The organism is Enterobacter sp. WI-ESBL-E8, from assembly GCF_053364895.1.
In genome coordinates this window covers 1927211-1952879 of record NZ_JBRWXJ010000001.1, presented here as the reverse complement: position 1 = coordinate 1952879, position 25669 = coordinate 1927211, and the positions used below count along the sequence as shown (strand labels likewise).

The following is a 25669-nucleotide window of genomic DNA, read 5'->3' as shown; positions in this document are numbered from 1 at the left end:
TGTTTGGTAGACTGTGGGTATCAATGAACAAGGATTAGGTTATGCCAACAAAACGATTTGCCGTAAAACACTGGAAAATGGTGCTGGTGCTGATTGCCATCTGCGGCGCAATGCTGCTACTTCGTTGGGCGGCAATGATTTGGGGCTAGAAGTGGATATCGGTAATCAGATGAAACATCAAAAGGTCAGGAGAAACGGGCCGACATCATCATCGGCCCGCCATCATTACATTTTATAACCCAGTGAAATCGTGGTTCTGCGATCGGTATGATCCGGCGCAGTTTCTGGTGGTGAAGAGTTCCAGGTCACGTTGTAGGCTACTTTCAGACCAAAGTGTTCGTTGATAGCCACGTTCAGCGCCGTCTCAGAGTTCAGCGTCGTATCGTCGGCACCAAATACAGAAACACCCTGGGTGAATTTGGTGTTGTCAGTCATCTGCCAGGCATAGGTACCGGAAGCGTAACCGAGCGGTTGGGTTTTGGTATCGCCATCGGTGTACTCGTCATAACGCACACCCGGACCGAATTCAAAGCGGAAGCTGTGCACCGGACCGTTCAGGAACTGGCGTCCATAACCGGCGGTAAACACATCGCGCTGACGATAGCCGTTGTAACGGTCGGTTAACCAGCTTGCCTGACCAAACAGGTAGTCATAGTCAGTCATGTTGTAACGGCTACGTCCGCCTACCGCATATTTCTCGGAAGAGCGTTCGTCATTGGCGGACGTATTGCTGGCATTACCCCACAGAGACCAGGCGGTGGTGTTACCGTACCAGGTGAGCGTACTGTCCGCCGTCAGAGAGGAGCTTTTTGTGTTACCGGATTGTGCCAGATACCCTGCGTTCAGGTTACCTTCAAAAGGTTTTTTCGCGGTGGTGGGATCGTCCATGACAGTAAAAACGGTATCATCGGCGGCTGCGTTCATAGCTGCAAACACGCCACCCGCCAGCATCAGTGCAGCGGGAACTGTCTTTAAAAGCTTCATTTTATTAAGGAGTCCGTACAACAAAAAAAGAGACCACACGGTCCCGGAATCTTTCTTGAGGATCAATGACAAGGCGTCCAGAGAAAGGTAACAAATTATAAAAAGCCGCAAATAACATAGCAATGATTTCTTATTTCATTTTTTGAATAAGAACGATCCCAAAAAGCGTTTTATTTTATATAAGCCGCACCGCATTTTTCGTCATTATTCATATTTAAAATCATACTGTTATTTACATTGCCTTCCTGCTAAATGGTGCCAGGCTATTAAGAACCCATGCTAAAAGGAGGTAATGATGGTTTCTATCTACACCCTGACGCTCTCCCCTTCCCTTGATTCCGCAACCCTGACGCCGCAGATTTACCCGGAAGGTAAATTGCGCTGTAGCGCCCCGGTCTTTGAGCCCGGCGGCGGTGGTATCAACGTGGCGCGCGCCATTACGCACCTCGGCGGCAAAGCGACGGCAATCTTCCCCGTCGGCGGAGCCACTGGCGAACACCTGGTCTCTCTGCTGGCAGATGAACAGGTGGCCGCAGAGACCGTCGAGGCCAAAGACTGGACGCGGCAAAACCTGCATGTCCACGTGGAATCAAGCGGCGAACAGTACCGTTTTGTCATGCCAGGCGCGAAACTCAGTGACGATGAGTTTCGCCAGCTTGAAGAGAAAGTGCTGACGATAGAAAGCGGCGCGCTGCTGGTCGTAAGCGGCAGCCTGCCGCCCGGCGTCAGCACGGAAAAATTAACCGCATTAATTCAGGCCGCGCAGCAGCGCGGGATCCGCTGCATTGTCGACAGCAGCGGCGAGGCCCTGCAGGCGGCCCTGGTGCCGGGCAATCTTGAGCTGGTCAAACCCAACCAGAAAGAGCTAAGCGCACTGGTCAACCGCGAGCTGACGCAGCCTGACGATGTTCGCACCGCCGCGCAGGAGCTGGTACGCAGCGGCAAAGCACGACGCGTCGTGGTTTCCCTTGGCCCTCAGGGGGCGCTGGCCGTCGATGAAACGTCGTCCGTTCAGGTTGTCCCGCCGCCGATGAAAAGTCAGAGCACGGTAGGCGCTGGGGATAGCATGGTGGGCGCCATGACGCTGAAACTGGCGCAGGGCGCGTCGCTGCTGGAAATGACGCGTTACGGCGTGGCGGCAGGTAGTGCCGCAACCATCAACAAAGGCACGCGTCTTTGTTCGCTGTCCGATACGCAAAAAATTGTCGATTACCTGTCCCAAAATTAACCCCTGTTCCCCTTCATCGTTATGAAGGGGAATGTCATCCCCGAGTCGCCAAACGCAAACTATCGACTATGCTAAGAAAACTTCCATGATAACAATGAGGTGAATTATGAGCAGTGGTGACATCACCCGCTACGTCGTGACCATCAACCTTCATGCAGCATCGCTGACCGAGCTGAATGAGCTCAACAATGCCTTCACCCGGGCTAATTTTCTCCTCACGCTCACGGATGACGAGGGCAATGTTCATGATTTAGGCACGCTGACATTCGGCCTGATCAGCCCACTGAGCCAGGAAGAGGTTCATGCGCTGAGCGCCAGTCTGGTGGAAAGCGTGACCGACAAGCCAGCCGAAATTGACGTGGAAACCTGGGAAAGCTGGCATAAAAAAGAACAATAAGTGCCCTGCATGAATTTAAACCGCTCAGGTGTGCGTTAGTTCGTATTTTTTTACCGCAATTATGCGCTAACTTTATGATCTGGCAGACAACATGGGAGAGACAACATGTGGCAGGCTATCAGTCATCTTTTAAGTGAGCAACTGGGTGAAGGTGAAATCGAACTGCGTAACGAACTGCCAGGCGGAGAGATCCATGCCGCGTGGCATTTACGCTACGCAGGACGCGATCTTTTCGTTAAATGCGACGAGCGAGAGCTGCTCCCGATATTTACCGCCGAAGCCGATCAGCTGGAGCTATTGTCGCGCAGTAAAACGGTGACCGTCCCGCAGGTCCTGGCCGTGGGTAGCGACCGCGACTACAGTTTCCTGGTCATGGAATATCTCCCTGCCCGTCCGCTGGATGCCCACAATGCTTTCATTCTTGGTCAACAGCTCGCGCGCCTGCATCAATGGAGCGACCAGCCGCAGTTTGGCCTCGATTTTGACAACGACCTCTCCACCACGCCCCAGCCCAACGCCTGGCAGCGCCGCTGGTCGACGTTTTTTGCCGAGCAGCGCATTGGCTGGCAGCTTGAGCTGGCCGCTGAGAAAGGGCTGGAATTTGGCAATATCGATGCCATCGTTGAGCACGTTCAACAGCGTCTGGCATCCCACCAGCCTCAGGCGTCTCTGCTTCACGGGGATTTGTGGTCCGATAACTGCGCGCTGGGTCCCAACGGCCCCTACATCTTCGACCCGGCCTGCTACTGGGGTGACAGAGAGTGCGATCTTGCCATGCTGCCGCTGCACCCTGAACAGCCGCCGCAAATTTACGACGGGTACCAGTCTGTTTCCCCTCTGCCGCCCGGTTTTCTCGATCGTCAGCCTGTGTATCAGCTTTATACGCTGATGAACCGTGCCATTCTTTTTGGTGGTGAACACCTCGTTAACGCACAGCGCGCGCTCGAACGCATGCTTGCCGCCTGAGAAGATAACGGGTGGCCTTACCGCCACCCTTATCGGTTACAGAAAGCCGAGCAGTGAGAAGAAGAAATACCCCGCCACAATGATGAGCACGGGAAGGATATAGAGCGGGAAAATCTGCAGGAAAATGGTATGACGCGGAACAACAATGCGGGATTCAATCTGCTCCCGACTCATCCCTTCCGGGCCTTTGGCCTGCTCCAGAATAAGCTGGTCCTCAACGCCTTCGCGTAAAAAGCGCGTCTGGCGGCTCATTCGCGCGCCAGAGGCCTGCAGGGCCAGGGCGACGAAGATCAGGGCGTAGATTATCCAGAAGCCGATATTCAGCTGATGCTGAAAATCCGGAGTGGGCGAGTTGAACCAGAAGACATTCAAAAATGGCGTATTAAAACGCATCATCTCAATCATGACATGAGCGAAATCAAGCATTACCGCATTGATACCCGGCTGTTTTTCGCTGTGATCGTACATAAATTTGAGCACGGAGATCAGCGTAGAAATGACGGCGGGAATAAAAATCACCCAACCCGCAATACGTTTTAAGACCGCGATGCGTCCAGCTTGTTGATACGTCATCAGTTCCTCTTCATAAAGACGCGTTATTTGTGCCTAAGTCTACCTGCTGGTCATCAATTTCGCCCGCTCTTTAAAAGCAATATGCTAAATTGCAGAGTGTGCTTAGCACTTATCGTCTGTCGAACACCCTGGATAAGGAGACGTTGTGATGTCGACACCGCGCCAAATACTTGCCGCAATTTTTGACATGGATGGATTACTGATCGATTCCGAACCGTTGTGGGATCGCGCCGAACTGGACGTCATGGCTAGCCTTGGCGTTGATATCAACCGCCGTAATGAACTCCCTGATACGCTGGGGCTACGCATCGATATGGTGGTTGATCTGTGGTTTGCCCAACAGCCGTGGATTGGACCCGATCGCGATGAAGTGACCGCACGCATAATCAGCCGCGCCATTTCGCTGGTCGAAGAGAACAGGCCGCTGCTGCCCGGCGTGCGTGACGCCGTCGCGCTGTGTAAAGCTCAGGGGCTGAAGGTCGGTCTGGCATCGGCTTCACCGCTGCATATGCTGGAAAAAGTGCTCACCATGTTTGAGCTGCGTGACAGCTTCGACGCCCTGGCGTCCGCTGAAAAGCTGCCTTACAGCAAACCACACCCGCAGGTTTATCTGGACTGTGCCGCTAAGCTGGGACTTGATCCCCTCAACTGCGTTGCGCTGGAAGATTCCGTTAACGGTATGGTGGCGTCGAAGGCCGCGCGGATGCGCTCCATTGTGGTGCCAGCTGAAGAAGGCCGCCACGACCCCCGGTTTGCCCTTGCCGATGTGAAGCTCACTTCACTGACAGAGCTCACCGCACGGCACCTGCAGGGCGGTTAACGCTTCCCGCCGGTTTGTGACAAACAGTTACACCGTCACCTCTTCCGCCTACTGTATAAAAACCCTATACTGTATGAATTGACAGTTTCGTGGGTTTTATCATGACGGCGGAAGGCCACCTGCTTTTTTCAATTGCGTGCGCAGTATTTGCCAAAAACGCTGAACTCACTCCCGTGCTGGCGCAGGGGGACTGGTGGCATATTGTCCCTTCCGCCGTACTGACCTGTCTGCTGCCCGATATTGACCACCCGAAATCCTTCCTCGGGCAGCGCCTGAAGTGGGTGTCGAAACCCATCGCCCGCGCGTTCGGCCACCGGGGGTTTACGCACAGCCTGCTGGCCGTGTTTGGCCTGCTGACGCTTTTCTATTTAAAAGTGCCCGAAAGCTGGATTGTCCCTGCCGATGCCATTCAGGGGATGGTGCTGGGTTATTTAAGCCATATCCTCGCCGATATGCTTACGCCTGCGGGCGTGCCGCTGCTGTGGCCCTGCCGCTGGCGCTTTCGTTTTCCCATCCTTACCCCGCAGAAAGGTAACCAGCTAGAGCGCGCCCTGTGCATGGCGCTGTTTGCTTACGCGGTCTGGATGCCGCAAACATTGCCCGAAAACAGTGCAGTCCGCTGGTCTTCCCAAATGATTAATTCGCTGCAATTTCAGTTCAATCGCTTTATTCATCACCAGATTGAACAGTAAACCAACAAAATCATTCCGTTTGTCATAAACCATTCCATTTGGATATAAGCGCTACATCACACTTCTGCTAACCTTCCGCCAACAGGATCGGTAAAAACCGACCCGATAATAAATCAGGAGAACGGGGATGAATTTTCCACTCATCGCGAACGTCGTTGTGTTCGTTGTATTGCTATTGCTTCTCGCGCAGGCGCGCCACAAACAGTGGAGCCTGGCGAAAAAGGTGCTGGTTGGTCTGGCCATGGGTGTCGTATTTGGTCTGGCACTACAGGCGATTTATGGCTCCGATAATCCAGTTCTGAAAGATTCTATTCAGTGGTTCAACATTGTCGGTAACGGCTATGTCCAGCTGCTGCAGATGATCGTTATGCCGCTGGTATTCGCCTCTATTCTGAGCGCCGTTGCGCGCCTGCATAACGCAACCCAGTTGGGCAAGATCAGCTTCCTGACCATTGGTACCCTGCTGTTTACCACGCTGATTGCCGCGCTGGTGGGTGTGCTGGTGACCAACCTGTTTGGCCTGACCGCCGAAGGTCTGGTTCAGGGTAGCGCTGAAACGGCGCGTCTGACCGCGATTCAAACCAACTACGTGGGTAAAGTGGCTGACCTGACCGTGCCGCAGATGGTGCTCTCCTTCATTCCGAAGAACCCGTTTGCTGACCTGACCGGCGCGAGCCCAACCTCCATCATCAGCGTGGTCATTTTCGCCGCGTTCCTCGGCGTGGCGGCGCTGAAGCTGCTGAAAGACGACGCGCCAAAAGGCGAGCGCGTGCTGGTTGCTATTGATACCCTGCAAAGCTGGGTGATGAAGCTGGTTCGTCTGGTGATGCAGTTAACCCCTTACGGCGTTCTGGCGCTGATGACCAAAGTGGTTGCCGGCTCTAACCTGCAGGACATCATTAAGCTGGGTAGCTTCGTTATCGCCTCTTATCTGGGTCTGGGCATTATGTTCGTGGTGCACGGTATCCTGCTGGGCGTGAACGGCGTCAGCCCGCTGAAGTACTTCCGTAAAGTCTGGCCGGTGCTGACCTTTGCCTTCACCAGCCGCTCCAGCGCCGCGTCTATTCCGCTGAACGTTGAAGCGCAAACCCGTCGTCTGGGCGTGCCTGAATCCATCGCCAGCTTCTCCGCCTCCTTCGGTGCGACTATTGGTCAGAACGGCTGTGCGGGTCTTTACCCGGCCATGCTGGCGGTGATGGTTGCCCCGACGGTGGGTATCAACCCGCTGGATCCGGTGTGGATCGCTACGCTGGTCGGGATTGTTACCGTGAGTTCCGCAGGCGTTGCGGGCGTTGGCGGCGGTGCAACCTTCGCCGCGCTGATTGTTCTGCCTGCGCTGGGTCTGCCGGTCACGCTGGTCGCCCTGCTGATCTCCGTTGAACCACTGATCGACATGGGCCGTACCGCGCTGAACGTCAGCGGCTCCATGACCGCCGGTACGCTGACCAGCCAGTGGCTGAAGCAGACTGACAAAGCGATTCTGGAAAGTGAAGACGACGCCGAGCTGGCGCACCGTTAATCACTGTAGAAATAAAAAAACCGCCTGATGGCGGTTTTTTTATGGCTGTTATTCTTCAACCTCTTCATCCTGGCGGACCTGCATCGCCCACCGCTGCGCTGACTCCGGCACCGTAAACGTGGGAGAGCGACGGAAATGTTCGCCGATCAGCACAAAGGCCACGTATTTACCCCTCAGTTGCCAGACATCACGGTACCCCTCCACTTTCAGGGCATGGTCAGGCGGCGCGGGCTCAACGCGGGGCACATAGCTAATAACCTGGCGGTTTTGTTGACGAAGAGGTTTCATAAGCGACGGGTTCACTAAAGCAAATTCTTGAAGCAGGAAAATTCTATGATAGCCGATTCTGCTACCTTCCGTCGCGCCCCGCGTGGGCGAGAAGGCTCCTTTCGTTAATGGCGGCATGTGAAAACTCTTAGTTAGCGAGCCATTTCACGACATTGTTCTATCCTTAATAGGGTTTTTAGCAATGAATCAAGGAGAATCGTGCAATGTCGAACAAAGATAAAACACATCAGTCACCCATTCATGGCACTGAAGAATCTCAACCGGGCATGGACTCTCTCGCCCCTTCTGACGGCTCTCACCGCCCCTCCCCTGGCCCTTCTGCCCCAGGCGAACAGCCTACCGCACCGGGCAGTATGAAATCCCCGGACACCGGGAACGAGAAGCTGAAATCGCTTGAGCCACACCGGAAAGGCGGCGAAGGTTTTGCGCTGACAACCAATCAGGGCGTACGCATCGCCGATGACCAGAACTCCCTGCGCGCCGGGACGCGCGGGCCAACCCTGCTGGAAGACTTTATTCTGCGGGAAAAAATCACCCATTTTGACCACGAACGGATACCGGAACGCATCGTCCACGCGCGCGGTTCCGCTGCGCACGGCTACTTCCAGCCTTATAAGAGCCTGAAAGCGATCACCAAAGCGGATTTCCTCTCCGACCCAGATAAGATCACCCCGGTGTTCGTGCGCTTCTCCACCGTGCAGGGTGGCGCGGGGTCGGCCGACACGGTGCGCGATATCCGCGGCTTTGCCACCAAGTTTTATACCGAAGAGGGTATTTTCGATCTGGTCGGCAACAACACCCCGGTGTTTTTCATTCAGGATGCGCATAAATTTCCTGACTTTGTCCATGCGGTAAAACCTGAGCCCCACTGGGCCATACCGCAGGGCCAAAGCGCGCACGACACCTTCTGGGACTATGTCTCCCTGCAGCCTGAAACCTTGCACAACGTGATGTGGGCGATGTCAGACCGGGGTATTCCGCGCAGTTATCGCACGATGGAGGGATTCGGTATTCATACCTTCCGTCTGATCAACGCCGAGGGAAAAGCCACGTTTGTCCGTTTCCACTGGAAGCCGGTTGCGGGTAAAGCCTCCCTGGTGTGGGATGAGGCGCAGAAGCTGACCGGGCGCGATCCGGATTTCCATCGCCGCGAGCTGTGGGAGTCCATTGAAGCGGGTGACTTCCCGGAGTATGAACTGGGCCTGCAGCTCATTCCGGAGGAGGACGAATTTAAGTTCGATTTCGATCTCCTTGACCCAACCAAGCTGATCCCGGAAGAGCTGGTCCCGGTTCAACTGGTGGGTAAAATGGTGCTCAACCGCAACCCGGATAACTTCTTTGCCGAAAACGAGCAGGCCGCGTTCCATCCGGGGCATATCGTGCCGGGGCTGGACTTCACCAACGACCCGCTGTTACAGGGACGTTTGTTCTCATATACCGATACCCAGATCAGCCGCCTTGGCGGGCCGAACTTCCACGAAATTCCGATTAACCGGCCAACCTGCCCGTACCACAATTTCCAGCGCGACGGGATGCACCGTCAGGATATTGATACCAACCCGGCCAACTATGAACCGAACTCCATCAACGATAACTGGCCGCGTGAAACCCCTCCCGCGCCGAAACGCGGTGGATTCGAATCGTATCAGGAGCGTATCGATGGCAACAAAATTCGCGAGCGCAGCCCGTCGTTCGGCGAGTATTACGCCCACCCGCGCCTGTTCTGGAACAGCCAGACGCCGATTGAGCAGCAGCACATTATCGGCGGCTTCAGCTTTGAGCTCAGCAAAGTGGTGCGCACCTACATCCGCGAGCGTGTGGTCGATCAGCTAGCGCATATTGATATTCAGCTTGCCCAGAGCGTGGCGGATAACCTGGGCATCACCCTGACCGACGAGCAGCGCAACCTGGCGCCGCCAAAAGAGGTTAACGGCGTGAAGAAAGATCCGTCGCTGAGCCTGTATGCGGTGCCGGGCGGCTCGATTAAAGGCCGCGTGGTCGCCATCCTGCTGAACGACAAAACCCGCGCCAGCGACGTGCTGGGGATCATGCAGGCGCTGAAAACCCAGGGCGTGCACGCCAAACTGCTCTATTCGCGCATGGGTGAAGTGACCGCCGATGACGGCTCCGTGCTGCCGGTGGCAGCGACCTTTGCCGGTGCGCCGTCGCTAACCGTCGATGCGGTGATTGTGCCGTGCGGGGATATTGCCAGCCTGCTGAACAACGGTGATGCCGTTTATTACCTGCTGGAAGCCTATAAGCACCTTAAGCCGATCGCGCTGTCCGGCGATGCGCGACAGTTTAAAGCGCAGCTGAAGGTGTCCGAGCAAGGTGAGGACGGCATTGTTGAAGGCGATAACGTTGACGACGCGTTTATGACGAAGCTGTTTGATCTGCTTGCCGCGCACAGGGTGTGGTCGCGCAGCAGCAAGATTGACCAGATACCGGCGTAAAAAAAGCCGGGTGGCGCTTGCGCTTCCCCGGCCTACATTTCGACTGGTTTTGTAGGCCCGGTAAGGCGAAGCCGCCACCGGGCTTTGTCTTAAAGATCCCTGAACGTCCCCAACCGATACCCGCGCTCGGCAATCGCGTATTTCAGCGAAGCCGACGTCAGCACGTCCAGCTCCGCCAGACGCGGCCAGCAGTAGGCACTCTTACGCACGGTATGATCGACAAACGCCGGGTGCGCCATCACTTCCACCGACGTTTCACCGCGGGCAGCGGAATCATCCAGCACCTTCAGGAACAGCGCTTCGTCGATCTCCTCGCCATAAAACGCGCTGCTGAACCCCTGCGTTGTGGCAACAGTGACCTCCGGCAAGCCGGGCACCTCGCGATCCACGCGCATCGCGACGCCCTTGCGCCGGGCAAACGCTGCGACAATCGGGAAAATCGCCGGGATCATATGCACGTGGTGATGGCTGTCGATGTGCGTCGGCGCCTGACCAAACACGTCAACAAAGCGGTTGAACTGACACTCCAGCTCGCGGGTAATCTCTTCAAGCGGCAGCGCGCCCTGCTCCGCCAGTTCCCAAATCCACTTGCCCAGCTGTCCGTCGCGCGTAAGGCCAGGCATCGGCGAAAGCGGCATTCCGAGCGTCAGCACAAAATGCATGCCGACGCCCAGCGCTGGCACTTCGCGGCTCAGCTGCGCCGCGTGTTCCACCGCTTCACCATTGACCATCGCCGTTGTCGAGGTCACAACGCCCCCGCGACAGGCTTCAATAATGCCGTAGTTCTGACCTTTCGAGAGGCCAAAGTCATCAGCATTAACGATCAGCAGGTTTTCCATTGTGCATCCTCTTATTGCTGTTTGAACTTCAGCTTCTCGATCGTGGCGGCAAAGTTTGGCAACCATTTCTCATGCGCCAGAATCATCTCGCTGGCCAGCTGCTCCGCATCGCGGTCGGAATGCACCAGCGGGCTGAGGTTCAGCGCCAGCAGCACGTCATTGAGTTCGCCGCTCAGCGCCGCGTTGCTGGCAGCCACTTCAAAGCCTTTAATGGTGTGGATCAGACCCATGACCTTATCATCAAAATGGGTAATGCGTGGATGGGGTTTTGCGCCGTCGCGCCCCAGGATGCAGGTCATCTCAACGGCCCAGTCAGCCGGGATATTATCGATATGGCCGTGATGCGGCACGTTAACGTAGTGCTCCGCCTGCTTGTCATTGTAAATGGCGTTGATGACTTCACACGCGGCATCGGAATAGTAGGCCCCGCCGCGCTGCTCCAGCTCTTTCGGTTTAACGTTCAGATTCGGATCTTTGTACAAATCAAACAGCTGCTTCTCAACTTTCTGCACGACCTGAGCGCGCGCGCCGCCCTTATAGTACTCGCCCATTTCGATGGCCAGCATCTCTTTCTGCTTGAAGTAGTACAGCAGATAGGAGCACGGCAGCAGATTCAGCGAACGAATCAGCCCTTCGCTGAACGGCAGATCGAAGATGTTTTTCACCGACGCCGCCGTCAGGCGACCGGAGGCCACGCCGTCGAGCAGTTCGGCAAAGCGCGATTTTCCGTTCACGATGACATCTTTAATAAACACCATGTGATTCAGGCCGAACAGATCGATGGAGAGATCGTCGCTGTCGCTCAGCTCCAGCACGTCACGGATAAACATCTTCATGCCAATCGGAATATTGCAGACGCCGATAAAGCGTTTGAAGCCGGTGTGACGATACACCGCCTCGGTGACCATCCCGGCCGGGTTGGTGAAGTTAATCACCCACGCGTTCGGGCAAATCTCTTCCACATCTTTGATGATGTCGAAAATCACGGGAATGGTACGCAGACCTTTAAACAGGCCGCCCGCGCCGTTAGTCTCCTGCCCGAGATAGCCGTGGCTCAGCGGAATCCGCTCGTCCAGCTCGCGCGCTTTGAGCTGGCCCACGCGCAGCTGGGTGGTGACAAAGTCTGCATCCTTCAGCGCCAGACGACGATCGAGGGTTTTGTGTACGGTCAGAGGCACGCCGGCTTTCTCAACCATACGCTTACACAGGTCAAAAATGATATTCAGCTTTTCCTGACCTTCCTCAACGTCAACCAGCCATAATTCGCTGACCGGCAATTCGTGATAACGTTTCAGGAAACCTTCCAGTAATTCCGGGGTATAGCTGCTGCCGCCACCAATGGTTACGACCTTTAATTTATTCTGCATAATATCTCCCTTTGCGTATCAGGTTAACCGCCTGCAAGGTATAGCGTACTCTTCCCGCTAAATGGGCAAGCAATTAATTCAATATTTGTGGCGGATAATCCGCCGAAGGTTAATTAATTACCGTTAAATTCTTCCGGTAACTGTTCGGTGTAAATGACGTAAACTTCTTAAAGGTTTTAATAAACAGGCTGGGGCTGCTGTATCCTGACTCATAGGCAATATCGGTGACAGAATAGTTGGTAATTTCCAGCTGTTTTTTGGCAAAGTTAATGCGGATTTCATTAATAATCTGCACGGGCGTTTTACGATAATACCGCTGCGTCGCGCGGGTCAGATATTCCTGGGATTTACCCGACAGGGAGACCATATTTTCCAGCGCATTTTCGCTGAACTGGCCCTTATCGTGCATCAGTTCAACGGTGCTGCGCAGCCACTGCGGAATATCATCCGTCACCTGCTGCTCTTCACGATGATGGCGCAGTCGGTTCATCACGTAAAAGGTTACCGTTTCAATAAACTCATCAAATTCATTGTCGCGGAAGTTAAGCGAGGCGATAACCGTTTCAATCCAGGTCATAAACTCGTTTTTGACCCGATAGACCTGTGATGCCACAAAGCAGAACGGCACCAGCGGCAGGTAGTGCTTCTCAAAGAAGCGTCTGCTGACGCCCACGTTCAGAATGCGGGTCGCACCAAATTCGTAAAAGCTCTGGTGATGGGAGCCCATCGGCAGGAAGACAAAATCCCCTCGCTCGAGCAGAACGCGCTTGCCGTTAATCTCCTGGTAGTAGCGGCCGGTCAGAACAATCGTGAACTCGTAGTAGTCATGCTGGTGCAGACCGCTCGCGCTCTCCGTTTTGTTGTAGATAACCACGTGAAAATTCTTGCCATTAAACAGCTGCTGCTCAAGTGCGGTTTTAATTTCCATCGTGCTGACCTCCTGCTACTCAGTCTGACTTACTGCATCTTCTCGTGAAGCTCGATTAACTCCGCCACCAGCTCGCGCGCCAGCATTGACGTCATCAGGTGATCCTGCGCATGGACCAGCACCAGGCTGACCTTCATTTTTCCTTCGCCCTGGTCACCTTCAATCAGCTTTGTCTGCACCAGGTGCGCTTCATTCAGCGCCGTACGGGACTGGTCCATCATGGTTTTTGCGGCGGCGAAATCCCCCTGCTTGGCCTGCTTCAGTGCGGCATATGCCAGGCTGCGGGCCTGCCCGGAGTTGATGATAAGACCCATCACCACTTCTTCGAGATCGTTCTCTGCGGTTTCTTCTGCAACAATACTGTCCAAATCTAACATCTTTAAGCTCCTTGTGGCTGGCGCGGGTTGCCCCGCGCCGGTCAATCTTAGAATTTCAGTGAGAGGGCAATATCCTCTTCGCTCTCTTCTTCATCGATGATGGTGGCGGCTTTGTTTGCAATCGCCACAAACGGCATGTAAAGCAGGGTTGCAATCCCGAGGTTGAATATCGCCAGCAGGAAGGCCGCAACGCTACCGTTGGTGTTGAAGAATGCACCCAGACCCGCCGGCATGGTCCACGGCGCAATGTTGGTGACCGGTGGAATGATGCCCATGTAATACGCCGTCAGGGTAATAGCGGCCAGCAGCGGCTGAACCAGGATGAACGGGATGAACATCACCGGGTTCATGATGATTGGCAGACCGAACAGAATCGGTTCGTTAATCTGGAAGATGCCTGACGGCAGCGCCAGTTTAGCCACCTGACGGTAGTCAGCGCGACGAGAGACAATAAAGACCGCGATGATCAGACCCAAGGTCGCCCCGGTACCACCCAGGAAGATATAGGAGTCAAGCATCGGCTTCGCCCACACATGGAAGGTTTTACCCGCTGCCAGCGCCGCGTCAACGGAGCCGTACTGCTGGTAAAGCGCAACGTTTTCCAGTGCCCATGGGGTCATAATCCCGCTGTCCAGCGCGGCCAGTGCCAGTGAACCATGCACGCCGAAGAACCACAGCAGAGAGGTGAAAATCACATACGCCCAACCGACCACGCCACCCATCGCCGCCAGCGGCGTAGAGATAGAGTCCATGATGATCTGGTGGAAGTTCGTGCCCCAGTGAGAAAGCGCCCAGGCAATAATCCCCATAATGGAGAGAATAATGAAGCCTGGAATCAACGCGGAAAATGAACGAGAAACGGAAGCCGGTACGCTATCCGGCAGGCGGATAACCCAGTTTCGACGGATAATAAAGGTGAACATCTCCGCCACCACCAGACCGATAACAATACCGGAGATGATGTTAGCCCCACCCAGCCAGTTGGCGCCCACGGCATAGGCTTCACCGACGCTATAAGGGGTTACGGTCATAAAGGCAGCAACGGATAATAACCCGGCAGCCAGTGGATCCACTTTCCGCTCTTCTGCCAGCGCCATCCCAATAAAGAAAGGCGCCATCAGCGACATAATTCCCAACGTACCGTTATAGACGTTGCCGCCGATGGCTTTTAAACCGTTAAGGGTTTCAATAGTGGACGCGTCTAACCGAATTCCTAATGAATAAAAGAAGGAACCTTCACCAAAGCTCAGAAAAACGTTGTTAATTAAAACGAACATGGCCCCGGCCAGCGTCAACGGCATTAACTTAATAAAGCCGTTTTTGATGGCATTAACGTGAGGCTGCTTTCCTATTTTAACAGCAAAAGGAAGGAGTACCTTTTCAAGTGAAGCGATGACTTTACTCATAGGAAAATACCCTTAAATGCCGCAACAGAGGTTACGGCGTAATTGTGTGTGAAATAACTCTTTGACGGGAAAAATAAAAATTAATTAGCAGCTTTTTTAATGGCTGCCACAGCAGCTTTCAGTACACCTAAACCATCAATCTTGCCGTACAGCCCCGAGTCGATCACCTCGACCGGTTTATTGGGTAACAGTCGTTGAATTTCGGGCAACATATAGGCAATTTGCGGCCCCAGTAAAACAACGTCGGCGGTCTGACCTTTTTCGCCCGCCAGCGTCTCTGGAAACGCTTCAATCACCACAGGAACTTCATACTTTTCAGCCTGCGCACGCATCTTTGACACCAGAAGTGAGGTTGACATGCCCGCTGAGCAGAACAGGTAGATATGTTTCTTTTCCATCGTAATTTCCCTCTTATATGACTACCTGCCATCGCGCTATCACTCGACTCGCTGTCCCGGCAGACAGGTAGCTTGCGTACTGTTGTTTATCGTTGGAGTGAGTATACGCAATGGTACAGACAGGGGATAATTCTGGATAGACTCAAATTGTCTCTCATTGACCTGGCTTGTTGACTACCTTCACATTTCGGGCAAATAATTCGCGCAAAGAAATAAGATTTACGTATGCATAAAAAAACCGGCCCATGGGCCGGTTTGTTAACATACTCAGGTAACCAGCGTTACTGCGCCTTAGGTGCCTGCGGGTCGGTGTCGTATTCAGCACAGGTCTGATAGCCGGAGTTAATCACATGACCGGTATCATCCAGGGCGACAAAGTAGGTTTCTGCCTTACCATCACGTTGACCCAGGATATAGGTCTGGCAGGTCCCTTTCGCATGAATCATCGTCACTTCAGAAGAAGGTTTACCGGCAATCGCCGCCACCTGCGAACGGGTCATCCCTTTTTTGACGTCTTTCACTACGGGCTGCGTAAACTGATCCTTGGTGCGATCGTAAGCCGTACACCCTGCCAGCATAGTCAGTACCGCCGCTGCGCTAAGAATTCCTGCTACGTTCTTGTTCATATTCCGTCCTCTTGTTTATCAGCGTGTTATCTAAGCATGGGATAAAAAGTACTATTGTTCAACTTTGTGAATTGCGCCAGACGAATTTCGGAAAATTCTAATAAAACAACGATAACCTGCTAAAACGGCGCAAATTAGCGCACTCGAAACTGTGATCCTTGTCGTTTCTCGCCCAAAGGGTTAGTTTTAACAGTTAACACATTCCGTTTATGTACTGCATATGGAGGGCGTGATGGCTCTGCAACAAGAGATTATTCAGGCACTGGGCGCGAAGCCCACGGTAGATGCAAACGAAGAGATCCGCCGCAGCGTGGATTTTTTAAAATCGTACTTAAAAAAGAACGCTTTCCTGAAGTCCCTGGTGCTGGGCATCAGCGGGGGTCAGGACTCTACCCTGACCGGTAAACTCTGCCAGATGGCGATTTCAGAGCTGCGCGACGAGACGGGCGATGAGACGCTGCAGTTTATCGCGGTACGTCTTCCTTATGGCGTACAGGCGGACGAGCAGGATTGCCAGGACGCCATTGTCTTCATCCAGCCTGACCGCGTGCTTACCGTCAATATTAAAGGTTCGGTGCTGGCAAGCGAGCAGGCGCTGCGCGAAGCGGGCATTGAGCTGAGCGATTTTGTTCGCGGCAACGAAAAAGCCCGCGAGCGCATGAAAGCGCAGTACAGCATCGCCGGAATGACCAAAGGCGTCGTCGTCGGCACCGATCATGCGGCGGAAGCGATCACCGGTTTCTTCACCAAATACGGCGACGGCGGCACCGACATCAACCCGATCTTCCGCCTCAACAAGCGCCAGGGCAAGCAGCTGCTTGCCGCGCTGGGCTGCCCTGAGCACCTGTATAAGAAAGCACCGACGGCGGATCTGGAGGACGATCGTCCCTCCCTGCCGGATGAAGCAGCCCTTGGCGTCACCTATGACAACATTGATGATTATCTGGAAGGCAAAAAGCTGGATGACGGTACCGCGAAGATTATCGAAGGCTGGTATCTGAAAACCGAGCACAAGCGCCATACGCCGATTACGGTGTTTGACGATTTCTGGAAATAAACGCAAAACGGTAACCTGGTTACCGTTTTTTGTGTTTGCCCCCTCTCCCGTGGGAGAGGGCTGGGGTGAGGGCATCAGGCCGCACGTCCTTGCCGGGGAGGGCATCAGGCCACCCGGCTCTTTTTTAACCACCACACACCTGCTACACTGTATACCTGAACAGTATATGGAGCAGTATGTGAGCAGGCGTCAATCCGCCCCGCGTCTTGAGTTTGAAGCGGCGGCTATCTACGAATATCCCGAGCACCTTCGCCCCTGGCTTGAGGCCTTACCTAAACAGCCGGGCGTGTACATCTTTCACGGCGAAAGCGACACTCTGCCGCTCTATATTGGCAAAAGCGTCAATATTCGCAGCCGGGTGTTATCTCATCTGCGTACGCCGGACGAGGCCGCCATGCTGCGCCAGTCGCGACGTATTACCTGGTTCCAGACGGCGGGAGAAATGGGCGCGCTATTACTGGAAGCGCGTTTGATCAAAGAACAACAACCGCTGTTCAACAAGCGCCTGCGCCGCAATCGTCAGCTCTGCTCCCTGCAGATAACCGCCGGCAAACCGCAGGTAGTCTACGCGCGCGAGGTCGATTTTTCGCATGCCCCAAATCTCTATGGGCTGTTCGCGAATAAACGCGCGGCACTTCAGGCGCTGCAAACTCTGGCGGACGATCTACAGCTTTGCTACAGCCTTTTGGGCCTGGAGGCGACCACCCGCGGGCGCGCCTGTTTCCGCTCCGCGCTGAAGCGCTGCGCTGGCGCCTGCTGCGGGAAAGAGAGCGTTGAGGCGCATCACGCCCGGCTCCTCGCCGGACTGGCGACCATCAGCGTGAACTGCTGGCCCTGGGAAGGCGCCGTTGCGCTAAAAGAAGTGGGTGAAGCGATGACCCAGTACCACATCGTCAACAACTGGTTCTGGCTGGGCGCCGTCGACGATATCAACGACGCGGCAACCCTGTTGCGCACGCCCGCCGGATTTGACCACGATGGCTACAAAATTCTCTGTAAACCTGTTTTAGCCGGTAAGTTTGAGGTCATTGAGCTCAATGGCCTGGCAGCCATGTGATTTCGCTGAACAACAGGGTGCCCTGGGGCTCCAGCAGACGCAAAGTATGGCTCCCCTCCTCCCAGCTGGCACCCTGATCGGCTGTCAGTAATTTATCGCCCAGCTGCCACGCACCGCTTAACACGAATACCACGCCCCCGCGTGAGCCAAAGGTGGTAAAGGTACGGTCGGCAACGCGCACCTTCGCCTGACAGCAGTCGCGACGGGTCATGATGTTGAAGTCCATCGCCATCTTTCCATCCGAAAGCAGCGCCTTTACCGGCAGGTCGCCGGCAAAGCTGTAGGGCTGATGGTGCTTCAGGGTATGAAAGAACGCCTGACCGGCATCGAGCGTCACCTCCCCTCCTTCCAGCAAGGTAATCACCCGGTCGACGCCGGGGAAAGAGGAGAATTCGCCGTTGCTGGCGATAGTCGCGATACTGGCACGCCAGTGAAAATCGCGCGTTGCGGGAGGGAAACAACAAATCTCGCGCGTTTCGCCAGCACCATTGCGCCAGAGGCTGACCGGCATCTTACGGATATCAAAGAACTCCATCACCACTCCTGAATGGCACAACCCGTGCCAGGGCAAGGATATCGCTATCGTTGCTGTCTTGTTTGTTATCGTTGGGTATTTACAGAAACAGTATCGGCAGCAGAGCGGACAGGCCTTAGCAGAACGTTAATAAAAATTCTAACGCCATGACTCTACAAACATTCTCTGACGCGACTACAGGAGAATACCGCGCTGGCGGCGGCAGACAAGAGGGCTGGAAAGAAAAACCGCCGGTCCTGTCCACAGCGGTTGCGCTTTTGTGGACAGGATCCCGGCGGTCTTAAGAGAGTGAACCGATTATTCGGTTGGTGCTGGCATTTTACCTTCCATCGCCGGACGTTCTGTCAGACGCTTCTCAAAATTCGCATTAAATTGCTTTTTCTGTTCCGGAGTCAGAATGTTGTAGATCTTGTTCTGGGTTTCCATGTGGGCCAGCATGCGGGCTTTATGCTGCTCGGCCATTTTGTCGATCTGCGCTTCGGCTTTTGCCTTATCGAAGCTGTCGCTGGCGATGATGTCATGCATCGCACGACGTTCTTCAAGCGGAGGACGTTTCATCTCGTCGCGCTCGCCTTTCCTGATGTCGCGGATCTGCTGCTTCTGCGCATCCGTCAGGTTGAGATCCTTAAACATCATCATCTCGTTGTGCATACCCGGCTTGCCTTTATGATGCATCATCATTTTGCCTTCAGCAGGCGCGGCAGTGGTGGTCGCGGTATCTGCGGCGAACGCCATGCTGGTAGCGCCCAGAGCCAGGGTAGAAGCAACAAACAGTGCAGTAAACTTACGCATAATTTATTTCCTTTCTTTCAGTTATTCTTCGGCGCTGTGCCGTGTTGACGAGATTAACTTTACGGGGTTTATCGTCAATTAGTCAGAGCAACGGTAAAACAATGAAAGTGTAAAAAACAAATTTTCGCCAAATGTGGAGGAAATAAGGATAAAGCGTGGAGAGTTGCAACAAAAAATATTCAATGCGATGATTTTAAAGAAATTTAGCAGAAGTATAGCGAAGTGAAGATTAATAATAAAGCAATTCACCAGGAATATTCCGCAAAAGAAGGGTGAGCGCTTTAATCGTTAAGAAAAGAGGTTGTATTTCCCCTCCCGGATGACGAGAGGGGAAACGTTCAGGATATTTTTTCCAGCATCAATCCTGCCCGCAGGCCAAACGCCACGGTGGGGTTAGGGAATAATACATACTCGGTTGTTTTGTGAACCTCGTAACGCTCTTCGCCATCTTCCGCCAGCAGCGCCCCTTTGCGGAACGGCGTGAAGTTCAGGGTGTGCGCGGCCATATGAAGCAGGAAGGCGTCGCTGCGGCGCGTGATCTGCTGTACGACCCGATACCGCTCAACGGGCTGATGCGCGTGCTCGGGAGTCGTCCCGCCCAGCAGCGCCCGAAGGGCAAGGTGCGTTGGCGCAAAGCGGGACAGATCGTTCTGGCCAAACGGCAGCGCTTTTCCGAGCTCCAGCGTGCAGGCCAGCGCGCCGAAATGTTCGCAGGTAAAGTGGGTAAACGTCCCGCCCGGCGACTGATGAAATACCAGCGCCTCCAGCCCGGCGTCACCCAGCCAGCTCAGGAACGCTTCATCCCACGGCTGATTGCGCTGCGGCAGGACGCCAAAGCGGACGTGGTAAGAGGCGCGGATCGCCGTATGCAGATCGAGATGCCAGCGCGCGGGCCCCGCCTCGGCAAAAAACGCGGTCACGACGTTCTCCAGCCACTGTGCCCGCGCCGTTTCGTCACTCTGCGGAAATTGCGACCAGCGCCCGCCGAACATGCGGTTAATGTCGCTCACCAGATACCGCTTGTTTTGCGCCAGCGCAGGCGGATTACCGAGCACCACCAGCACGCGGCACTTGAGCGCGATCTCACCCCGATACAGCGCGCGCAGCAGCAGGTCAACAATCTCAACGGGCGCCGTTTCATTCCCGTGAATGCCCGTTGAAAGCAGCAGCGACAGCGCGCTTTTTGCGTCCGGCGTCAGCTCAAGCACCCCGCGCCCCAGCCAGCGCCAGCGAAATGAGGGGCCCTCCCCCTCGCGCTGCTCCGGCGTTTCGTCGGCCAGGGTCAGCGCCAGTAAATTTTCCATACCCACTCCTTAGCGCTGGAACGGATAAACCGATCCCAGCTGCAGGATTGATGTTAACGCGTCCAGCGCCTCGCGCCCTTCGCGCAGCAGCTGCGGGTCGACCAGGTCGTCCTGCGTAAGCCGGTCGCGATAGTAGCGTTCGACCCAGTCATTCAGCCGCGTAAAGAGCGTATCGTTCATCATGACCGCCGGGTTCACCGCCTGCATTTCGTCCTGGGTTAACACCACGCGCAGGCGTAAACAGGCCGGACCGCCGCCGTTGGCCATGCTTTCTCGCAGGTCAAACACGCGCAGCTCGTCAATCGGGTTATCGGCTTTCACCAGCTCCGTCAGGTATCGCCACACCCCTTTATGATCCTGCGACTCCTGCGGCAGGACCAGCATCATGCTGCCGTCGTCGCGGCTCAGCAGCTGGCTATTGAACAGATACGTTTCGACCGCATCCTGCACGCTGACCGCCCGCGTTGGCACCTGAATCGGCATAAAGCCGGGCACGCGTTCATGCAGCGTGGCGAGCAGCTTATCCTGATGGGCAAACGCCTGCTCGTGGCAGAACAGCACCTGCCGGTTAGAGACGGCAATCACGTCGTTATGGAACACGCCCTGGTCGATCACCTGCGGGTTCTGCTGGGCAAAAATCACCTGTGAAGGATTGACCTGGTTCAGGCGGGCGACCGCCTGGCTGGCTGCCAGCGTCTGGCGGGCGGGATAGCGAACAGGAGCGGAATGACCGCCCTCCTCGCGTCCGTAGATAAACAGCTGCACCCCGGGATCGCCGTAATCGCCACCCAGACGGTTATGGTTGGCCGCGCCTTCGTCGCCAAACATCGCCACCTGCGGCAGAGCCTGATGCACCTCAAAGTGGGCGTCATGTTTAAAAATGGCGCGCAGCACGCGCTCGGTGGTTTCCGCTTCGGTGGCGCGGTGGAATTTATTGTTCAGGTTCGCCACCGTCAGATGGACTTTGCCATCCAGCGTATCGGCTGACGGTGCGACGGTCGCGGCGTTTGCGACCCACATCGAGGAGGCGGAGCTTGCCGCAGAGAGCAGGTGCGGCGTCTGCGTACCCGCTTTTTCGACCACCTGCTCATCGCTGCCGGTGAAGCCGAGCTGGCGTAACACCGCCACGTTCGGGCGTTCCTGCGGCGGTATCACCGCCTGCGGGAAACCGGCATCCGCCAGCGCCTTCATTTTCAGCAGCCCCTGCTTCGCCGCCAGCTTCGGGTTGGAGACCTGAAAGCGGTGCTTCGTCGAGGCTTCATTACCAAAGGAGAGACCGGCATAGTGGTGCGTCAGCCCCACCAGCCCGTCAAAATTGACTTCACGCGCTTTCATGACGATCCCCTCCGGTAAAGTCCAGACCCGGGTTGAGCGTTTCCGGCAGCGTCAGCGCCGGGGTTTCCAGGCTCGCCATTGGCCATGCGCAGTAATCCGCGGCATACCACGCGCTGGCGCGATGGTTGCCCGACGCGCCCACGCCGCCGAATGGCGCGGTGCTCGCCGCCCCGGTAAGCGGTTTGTTCCAGTTAACAATCCCGGCGCGTGCTTCCAGCAGCAGCTGTTCAAACTTCTCGCGATGCGGCGAAATCAGCCCGCTCGACAGGCCGTAGCGGGTGTTATTGGCCATCGCAATCGCCGTATCAAAATCGTCGTAGCGCCAGACGCAGAGCAGCGGGCCAAAGACCTCTTCATCCGGCACGTTGCTCGCCCCGCTCATCTCAACGATGCCCGGCGTTAGCAACGAGGTGCCCGGCTGAGCCTGCTTCGGCTCGAGCAAGGTTTTCGCCCCGCGCGCGACGTGGTCCTGCCAGGCCTTCAGCACGTTCAGCGCGGCCTGCTCGGAAATCAGCCCACCGATAAACGGCTGCGGGTCGGCGTCCCACGCGGCTGGCACCAGACGCGCGCTCACCTCGACCAGGCGTTTCAGGAAAGCATCCCCCTGCGCGCCTCTTTTCACCAGCAGACGGCGGGCACAGGTGCAGCGCTGTCCGGCGGTAATAAAGGCGGACTGAATCGTCAGGTGCACCGCGGCGTCGATATCGTCAGGGTCTTCCACTATCAGCGGGTTGTTGCCGCCCATCTCCAGCGCCAGAATTTTCTCCGGCTGCCCCGCCAGCTGGCGGTGCAGCTGATAGCCCGTACCGGCGCTGCCGGTAAACAGCAGGCCGTCGATATCGCTCAGCGCGCTCAGCGACTGACCGGTTTCGCGCCCGCCCTGCACCAGATTCAGCACGCCCGGCGGCAGGCCAGCCTGTTCCCACAGCTTCACCACCGCCTCGCCGGTAAGCGGCGTTAGCTCACTCGGTTTGAAGATAACGGTATTGCCCGCCAGCAGCGCGGGCACAATGTGGCCATTCGGCAGATGCCCCGGGAAGTTGTACGGACCAAACACCGCGAGCACGCCGTGCGGACGGTGGCGCAGCGTGGCCGCACCGTCCGGCATGTCGGTGTGCTGTTCGCCGGTGCGGGTTTGGTACGCCTTCACCGAAATGGCGATTTTATTGATCATCGCCGTCACTTCCGTTGCCGCTTCCCAGCGCGGCTTGCTGGTTTCTGAGGCGATGACGCGCGTCAGTTCGGCTTTGTTCGCCTCCAGCAGCCCGGCAAATTTTTCTACCATCGCCTGGCGCACGGCGAAGGGCTGTTTTGCCCACGCCGGAAACGCGCGGCGAGCGGCATAGCAGGCCTGTTCAACCTGCGCGGCGCTGGCGTCATGCCCCTTCCAGAGCACCTCTTTTCCAACCGGATTGGTCTTTACGCGCTGCTCGCCTTCGCCCGTGACCCAGTCACCGTTAATCCATAATGTCATGCTGTTTTCTCCTCAGGGCAGAGACGCACCAGGCGAACCGTATCGCCGGCGTTACATTTCAGGGCATCCAGTTCTGCAGCCGTCAGCACCAGACGTTCACATTTCGGGTTGGTACGCACCAGCATGGCGCGGAAGTTGGCGTAATTTTCGTTCGACACCAGGCATGCCGGCCAGTCACCCGGCGCGGGCTGACCTTCAGCAACCTCAACCAGCCGGCTTTTACGGATGGCGCGTACGCGGTCGATATCGCATTCAAGCGTTGGCCCACCGTCAAAGATGTCGACGTAGTTACGGTAGCGGAAGCCCTCTTTCTCCAGCACCGCGCGGGCAGGCGCGGTTTGCGGATGCACTTCTCCGATCACCGCCTGTGCTTCCGGCGTTAAGAAATGGGTATAGATAGGATGCTTCGGCATCAGCTCCGCGATAAACGCTTTCTGACCGGTGCCGCAGAGATAGTCCGCCCGGCTGAACTCCATCGAGAAGAAGCGCTCGCCCAGGCTCTCCCAGAACGGCGAGTAGCCTGTATCGTCGATCACGCCGCGCATCTCAGCGACCACTTTTTCGTTAAAGCGATCGCGGAAGGCGGCCATAAACATAAAGCGCGATTTGGAGAGCAGATAGCCGTTGCCCTCTTTGCGCCACGCCGGGTCGAGAAACAGCGTGCAAAGCTCGCTGGCGCCCGTGTGGTCATTGCAGAGAAACAGCGTGGGCAGCGCGTTATAGACGTTCAGCTCTTTCGAGGCGTGAACCATGGTGCCGACGCGGTAGTTGTACCACGGATCGTTAAGCCCGACGGCCACTTCGATGGCGCAGATCCCGGCCACGGTCCCCGTGTCGGTGTCTTCCAGCACGAACACATACCCCTGTTCGCTTTTTGGCAACGTCCCCTGCCAGGTTTGCAGGGCGCGCTCGATGCGCGCCGACAGCGTTTTTTCATCGGCAGGAAGCGAGGTCAGCCCGCCTCCCGTCTTACCGGCAAGCTGCATGAGCCCGGCAATATCGCCGCGCTCAACGGGACGGATGACCATCATGATGACACCCCGGACTTCACCTGTTCACACGCCAGCGCAAAACGATCCAGACCGGTTTGCACCTCTTCCTCGCTGACAATCAGCGCAGGGGCAAAACGCACCACGTTGGCACCGGCAATCAGCACCATCACGCCCATTTTTGCCGCTTCCTGTGAAATAAGTTTAGCTTTCCCGGCAAACTCAGGGGTGAGCTCGCAGCCAATTAACAGCCCCAGCCCGCGAATTTCTTTAAACATTCCCGTTTTGCCGTTGATGGCATTCAGGCGTTCAACAAACCAGTCGTGACGCTGCTTAACGCCCTTCAACACTTCATGGGTGTTAATGATGTCGAGAACCTGTCCGGCAACGGCGGTTGCCAGCGGGTTGCCGCCGTAGGTGGTGCCATGGGTGCCCACGGTCATCACGCTGGCGAATTTATCGGTGGTCAGCATCGCCCCAATCGGGAAGCCGCCGCCCAGCGCCTTGGCGGTAGACAGGACGTCCGGCGTGACGCCGTAGTGCATATAGGCATACAGCTCGCCGGTGCGGCCCACGCCGGTCTGCACTTCATCGAAAATCAGCACCGCATTGTGGCGATCGCACAGCTCGCGCAGCCCCTGCAGGAACGCTTTTTGCGCCGGAAGGACGCCGCCCTCCCCCTGCATTGGCTCAACAATCACCGCGCAGGTGGTGTCGTTAATCAGCTCGCTGGCGGACTGCAAATCGTTATAGACGCCGTGACGAATATCCGGCGGCAGCGGTGCGAAATCCTGCGAGTAGGAAGGCTGGCCGCCTGCGCTCACGGTAAACAGCGTGCGTCCGTGAAACGCATTTTTAAACGCCACGATTCCGCTCTTGTGCGTGCCAAACTTGTCGTGTGCGTATTTGCGCGCCAGCTTCAGCGCCGCTTCGTTGGCTTCCGCCCCCGAGTTACAGAAGAAAACTTTTTCGGCAAACGTCGCGTCGATCAGCTTTTTCGCCAGGCGCAGCGCGGGTTCGTTGGTAAAGCCGTTGCCGGTATGCCAGAACTTTGCCGCCTGGTCATTCAACGCCTGACGCAGCGCCGGGTGCGCATGACCCAGCGCGTTCACCGCAATCCCACCTGCAAAGTCGATATACTCTTTACCCTGCTGATCCCACAGGCGCGAGCCTTCCCCACGAACCGGAATAAAAGCCGCCGGAGCGTAAACCGGCATCATCCATTCATCGAAATTTTCACGCGTAATTGACAGAGACATAGCGAC

General features: G+C 56.0%; 27 protein-coding genes. 10 read left to right on the top strand and 17 right to left on the bottom strand.

What is annotated here, in order from left to right; all coding sequences use genetic code 11:
* The first annotated feature begins 41 nt into the window (after positions 1–41).
* On the top strand, positions 42–149 hold the full coding sequence (gene yniD / locus ACWHWP_RS09300; RefSeq protein ID WP_008500658.1) for a small membrane protein YniD: 108 nt from the start codon (positions 42–44) through the stop codon (positions 147–149).
* A 76-nt stretch (positions 150–225) separates the two neighbouring features.
* On the opposite strand, the gene ACWHWP_RS09295 is transcribed toward yniD, so the two are convergent.
* Positions 226–984: a DUF481 domain-containing protein gene (locus ACWHWP_RS09295; RefSeq protein ID WP_047348868.1), complete on the bottom strand. Its 759-nt coding sequence runs from the start codon at positions 982–984 to the stop codon at positions 226–228.
* A gap of 295 nt (positions 985–1279) precedes the next feature.
* On the opposite strand from ACWHWP_RS09295, the gene pfkB reads away from it, so the two are divergent.
* The 3 genes from pfkB to ACWHWP_RS09280 all read left to right on the top strand — a co-directional run bounded on the left by pfkB (position 1280) and on the right by ACWHWP_RS09280 (position 3575).
* Positions 1280–2212, top strand: a complete 933-nt coding sequence (gene pfkB / locus ACWHWP_RS09290) for a 6-phosphofructokinase II (protein ID WP_063429764.1) — start codon at positions 1280–1282, stop codon at positions 2210–2212.
* A gap of 106 nt (positions 2213–2318) precedes the next feature.
* A complete protein-coding gene (ghoS, locus tag ACWHWP_RS09285) occupies positions 2319–2609 on the top strand; it encodes a type V toxin-antitoxin system endoribonuclease antitoxin GhoS (RefSeq protein WP_059312279.1) in 291 nt (96 codons plus the stop codon).
* A gap of 105 nt (positions 2610–2714) precedes the next feature.
* Positions 2715–3575, top strand: a complete 861-nt coding sequence (locus ACWHWP_RS09280; RefSeq protein WP_008500662.1) for a fructosamine kinase family protein — start codon at positions 2715–2717, stop codon at positions 3573–3575.
* A 36-nt stretch (positions 3576–3611) separates the two neighbouring features.
* On the opposite strand, the gene ACWHWP_RS09275 is transcribed toward ACWHWP_RS09280, so the two are convergent.
* Positions 3612–4148, bottom strand: coding sequence for a YniB family protein (locus ACWHWP_RS09275; protein WP_059312278.1), 537 nt, complete (start codon positions 4146–4148; stop codon positions 3612–3614).
* Positions 4149–4296: 148 nt separating this feature from the next.
* Between ACWHWP_RS09275 and hxpB the strand changes: the two genes are divergently transcribed.
* The 3 genes from hxpB to ACWHWP_RS09260 all read left to right on the top strand — a co-directional run bounded on the left by hxpB (position 4297) and on the right by ACWHWP_RS09260 (position 7179).
* The gene (gene hxpB, locus ACWHWP_RS09270) at positions 4297–4968 is read left to right on the top strand and encodes a hexitol phosphatase HxpB (RefSeq protein WP_059312277.1); all 672 of its coding nucleotides are present in this window, start codon (positions 4297–4299) and stop codon (positions 4966–4968) included.
* 101 nt (positions 4969–5069) lie between these two features.
* Entirely contained in the window at positions 5070–5660 is a 591-nt protein-coding gene (locus tag ACWHWP_RS09265; protein ID WP_447855442.1) for a metal-dependent hydrolase, read from the top strand.
* Positions 5661–5787: 127 nt separating this feature from the next.
* On the top strand, positions 5788–7179 hold the full coding sequence (locus tag ACWHWP_RS09260) for an L-cystine transporter (RefSeq protein WP_059312276.1): 1392 nt from the start codon (positions 5788–5790) through the stop codon (positions 7177–7179).
* 48 nt (positions 7180–7227) lie between these two features.
* Here the strand turns inward: ACWHWP_RS09260 and cedA are convergent, their stop codons facing one another.
* Positions 7228–7503, bottom strand: coding sequence for a cell division activator CedA (gene cedA, locus ACWHWP_RS09255; RefSeq protein ID WP_279657047.1), 276 nt, complete (start codon positions 7501–7503; stop codon positions 7228–7230).
* A gap of 167 nt (positions 7504–7670) precedes the next feature.
* Here cedA and katE point away from each other — a divergent pair, with 167 nt between their 5' ends.
* Positions 7671–9920, top strand: coding sequence for a catalase HPII (katE, locus tag ACWHWP_RS09250; protein ID WP_059312275.1), 2250 nt, complete (start codon positions 7671–7673; stop codon positions 9918–9920).
* A gap of 89 nt (positions 9921–10009) precedes the next feature.
* Here the strand turns inward: katE and chbG are convergent, their stop codons facing one another.
* From chbG to osmE, 7 genes are all read right to left on the bottom strand, one after another.
* Positions 10010–10759, bottom strand: a complete 750-nt coding sequence (chbG, locus tag ACWHWP_RS09245) for a chitin disaccharide deacetylase (RefSeq protein WP_447855441.1) — start codon at positions 10757–10759, stop codon at positions 10010–10012.
* A gap of 11 nt (positions 10760–10770) precedes the next feature.
* Complete coding sequence (locus ACWHWP_RS09240; protein WP_252000695.1) at positions 10771–12126, bottom strand: 6-phospho-beta-glucosidase; 1356 nt, start codon at positions 12124–12126, stop codon at positions 10771–10773.
* A gap of 109 nt (positions 12127–12235) precedes the next feature.
* Positions 12236–13054: a transcriptional regulator ChbR gene (chbR, locus tag ACWHWP_RS09235; RefSeq protein ID WP_059310970.1), complete on the bottom strand. Its 819-nt coding sequence runs from the start codon at positions 13052–13054 to the stop codon at positions 12236–12238.
* A 29-nt stretch (positions 13055–13083) separates the two neighbouring features.
* Positions 13084–13431: a PTS N,N'-diacetylchitobiose transporter subunit IIA gene (gene chbA, locus ACWHWP_RS09230; RefSeq protein ID WP_047348879.1), complete on the bottom strand. Its 348-nt coding sequence runs from the start codon at positions 13429–13431 to the stop codon at positions 13084–13086.
* Between the two features lie 47 nt (positions 13432–13478).
* Positions 13479–14837 carry a PTS N,N'-diacetylchitobiose transporter subunit IIC gene (gene chbC, locus ACWHWP_RS09225; RefSeq protein ID WP_047348880.1) on the bottom strand — a complete coding sequence of 453 codons (1359 nt, stop codon included), beginning with the start codon at positions 14835–14837 and terminating at the stop codon, positions 13479–13481.
* An 80-nt stretch (positions 14838–14917) separates the two neighbouring features.
* Complete coding sequence (gene chbB, locus ACWHWP_RS09220) at positions 14918–15235, bottom strand: PTS N,N'-diacetylchitobiose transporter subunit IIB (RefSeq protein WP_008500676.1); 318 nt, start codon at positions 15233–15235, stop codon at positions 14918–14920.
* Between the two features lie 281 nt (positions 15236–15516).
* Positions 15517–15861, bottom strand: coding sequence for an osmotically-inducible lipoprotein OsmE (osmE, locus tag ACWHWP_RS09215; protein WP_010430142.1), 345 nt, complete (start codon positions 15859–15861; stop codon positions 15517–15519).
* A gap of 232 nt (positions 15862–16093) precedes the next feature.
* Here osmE and nadE point away from each other — a divergent pair, with 232 nt between their 5' ends.
* Both nadE and cho read left to right on the top strand, forming a co-directional pair.
* A complete protein-coding gene (gene nadE / locus ACWHWP_RS09210) occupies positions 16094–16918 on the top strand; it encodes an ammonia-dependent NAD(+) synthetase (RefSeq protein WP_447855440.1) in 825 nt (274 codons plus the stop codon).
* A 178-nt stretch (positions 16919–17096) separates the two neighbouring features.
* Positions 17097–17975, top strand: a complete 879-nt coding sequence (gene cho, locus ACWHWP_RS09205; RefSeq protein WP_264439203.1) for an excinuclease Cho — start codon at positions 17097–17099, stop codon at positions 17973–17975.
* Here the strand turns inward: cho and ves are convergent.
* The 7 genes from ves to astC form a co-directional block, all read right to left on the bottom strand.
* Positions 17953–18510 carry an environmental stress-induced protein Ves gene (gene ves / locus ACWHWP_RS09200; RefSeq protein ID WP_059310972.1) on the bottom strand — a complete coding sequence of 186 codons (558 nt, stop codon included), beginning with the start codon at positions 18508–18510 and terminating at the stop codon, positions 17953–17955. The genes cho and ves overlap by 23 nt on opposite strands.
* Before the next feature lie 297 nt (positions 18511–18807).
* Positions 18808–19302 carry an ATP-independent periplasmic protein-refolding chaperone Spy gene (spy, locus tag ACWHWP_RS09195; protein WP_047348884.1) on the bottom strand — a complete coding sequence of 165 codons (495 nt, stop codon included), beginning with the start codon at positions 19300–19302 and terminating at the stop codon, positions 18808–18810.
* 338 nt (positions 19303–19640) lie between these two features.
* Positions 19641–20606 (bottom strand): succinylglutamate desuccinylase, encoded by a 966-nt coding sequence (astE, locus tag ACWHWP_RS09190; protein ID WP_059310973.1) that lies wholly within the window; start codon positions 20604–20606, stop codon positions 19641–19643.
* A 9-nt stretch (positions 20607–20615) separates the two neighbouring features.
* Positions 20616–21941 (bottom strand): N-succinylarginine dihydrolase, encoded by a 1326-nt coding sequence (gene astB / locus ACWHWP_RS09185; protein ID WP_059310974.1) that lies wholly within the window; start codon positions 21939–21941, stop codon positions 20616–20618.
* The gene (gene astD, locus ACWHWP_RS09180) at positions 21928–23415 is read right to left on the bottom strand and encodes a succinylglutamate-semialdehyde dehydrogenase (RefSeq protein WP_447855439.1); all 1488 of its coding nucleotides are present in this window, start codon (positions 23413–23415) and stop codon (positions 21928–21930) included. Before astD ends, astB begins: the two co-directional genes overlap by 14 nt.
* Positions 23412–24446: an arginine N-succinyltransferase gene (astA, locus tag ACWHWP_RS09175; RefSeq protein WP_059310976.1), complete on the bottom strand. Its 1035-nt coding sequence runs from the start codon at positions 24444–24446 to the stop codon at positions 23412–23414. The genes astD and astA overlap by 4 nt, the downstream gene beginning before the upstream one ends.
* Complete coding sequence (gene astC, locus ACWHWP_RS09170; RefSeq protein ID WP_447855438.1) at positions 24443–25663, bottom strand: succinylornithine/acetylornithine transaminase; 1221 nt, start codon at positions 25661–25663, stop codon at positions 24443–24445. The genes astA and astC overlap by 4 nt, the downstream gene beginning before the upstream one ends.
* Positions 25664–25669 lie beyond the last annotated feature (6 nt).

What these genes read in the sequence shown, in the direction of transcription:
- ACWHWP_RS09275 (WP_059312278.1), bottom strand. Translation starts at nt 4,148, where the DNA reads ATGACGTATCAACAAGCTGGACGCATCGCGGTCTTAAAACGTATTGCG.
- pfkB (WP_063429764.1), top strand. Translation starts at nt 1,280, where the DNA reads ATGGTTTCTATCTACACCCTGACGCTCTCCCCTTCCCTTGATTCCGCA.
- ghoS (WP_059312279.1), top strand. Translation starts at nt 2,319, where the DNA reads ATGAGCAGTGGTGACATCACCCGCTACGTCGTGACCATCAACCTTCAT.
- ACWHWP_RS09295 (WP_047348868.1), bottom strand. Translation starts at nt 984, where the DNA reads ATGAAGCTTTTAAAGACAGTTCCCGCTGCACTGATGCTGGCGGGTGGC.
- astD (WP_447855439.1), bottom strand. Translation starts at nt 23,415, where the DNA reads ATGACATTATGGATTAACGGTGACTGGGTCACGGGCGAAGGCGAGCAG.
- astC (WP_447855438.1), bottom strand. Translation starts at nt 25,663, where the DNA reads ATGTCTCTGTCAATTACGCGTGAAAATTTCGATGAATGGATGATGCCG.
- ACWHWP_RS09280 (WP_008500662.1), top strand. Translation starts at nt 2,715, where the DNA reads ATGTGGCAGGCTATCAGTCATCTTTTAAGTGAGCAACTGGGTGAAGGT.
- chbA (WP_047348879.1), bottom strand. Translation starts at nt 13,431, where the DNA reads ATGTTAGATTTGGACAGTATTGTTGCAGAAGAAACCGCAGAGAACGAT.
- chbB (WP_008500676.1), bottom strand. Translation starts at nt 15,235, where the DNA reads ATGGAAAAGAAACATATCTACCTGTTCTGCTCAGCGGGCATGTCAACC.
- ves (WP_059310972.1), bottom strand. Translation starts at nt 18,510, where the DNA reads ATGGAGTTCTTTGATATCCGTAAGATGCCGGTCAGCCTCTGGCGCAAT.
- astE (WP_059310973.1), bottom strand. Translation starts at nt 20,606, where the DNA reads ATGGAAAATTTACTGGCGCTGACCCTGGCCGACGAAACGCCGGAGCAG.
- astA (WP_059310976.1), bottom strand. Translation starts at nt 24,446, where the DNA reads ATGATGGTCATCCGTCCCGTTGAGCGCGGCGATATTGCCGGGCTCATG.
- osmE (WP_010430142.1), bottom strand. Translation starts at nt 15,861, where the DNA reads ATGAACAAGAACGTAGCAGGAATTCTTAGCGCAGCGGCGGTACTGACT.
- nadE (WP_447855440.1), top strand. Translation starts at nt 16,094, where the DNA reads ATGGCTCTGCAACAAGAGATTATTCAGGCACTGGGCGCGAAGCCCACG.
- spy (WP_047348884.1), bottom strand. Translation starts at nt 19,302, where the DNA reads ATGCGTAAGTTTACTGCACTGTTTGTTGCTTCTACCCTGGCTCTGGGC.
- astB (WP_059310974.1), bottom strand. Translation starts at nt 21,941, where the DNA reads ATGAAAGCGCGTGAAGTCAATTTTGACGGGCTGGTGGGGCTGACGCAC.
- chbC (WP_047348880.1), bottom strand. Translation starts at nt 14,837, where the DNA reads ATGAGTAAAGTCATCGCTTCACTTGAAAAGGTACTCCTTCCTTTTGCT.
- hxpB (WP_059312277.1), top strand. Translation starts at nt 4,297, where the DNA reads ATGTCGACACCGCGCCAAATACTTGCCGCAATTTTTGACATGGATGGA.
- chbG (WP_447855441.1), bottom strand. Translation starts at nt 10,759, where the DNA reads ATGGAAAACCTGCTGATCGTTAATGCTGATGACTTTGGCCTCTCGAAA.
- ACWHWP_RS09260 (WP_059312276.1), top strand. Translation starts at nt 5,788, where the DNA reads ATGAATTTTCCACTCATCGCGAACGTCGTTGTGTTCGTTGTATTGCTA.
- katE (WP_059312275.1), top strand. Translation starts at nt 7,671, where the DNA reads ATGTCGAACAAAGATAAAACACATCAGTCACCCATTCATGGCACTGAA.
- ACWHWP_RS09265 (WP_447855442.1), top strand. Translation starts at nt 5,070, where the DNA reads ATGACGGCGGAAGGCCACCTGCTTTTTTCAATTGCGTGCGCAGTATTT.
- ACWHWP_RS09240 (WP_252000695.1), bottom strand. Translation starts at nt 12,126, where the DNA reads ATGCAGAATAAATTAAAGGTCGTAACCATTGGTGGCGGCAGCAGCTAT.
- yniD (WP_008500658.1), top strand. Translation starts at nt 42, where the DNA reads ATGCCAACAAAACGATTTGCCGTAAAACACTGGAAAATGGTGCTGGTG.
- chbR (WP_059310970.1), bottom strand. Translation starts at nt 13,054, where the DNA reads ATGGAAATTAAAACCGCACTTGAGCAGCAGCTGTTTAATGGCAAGAAT.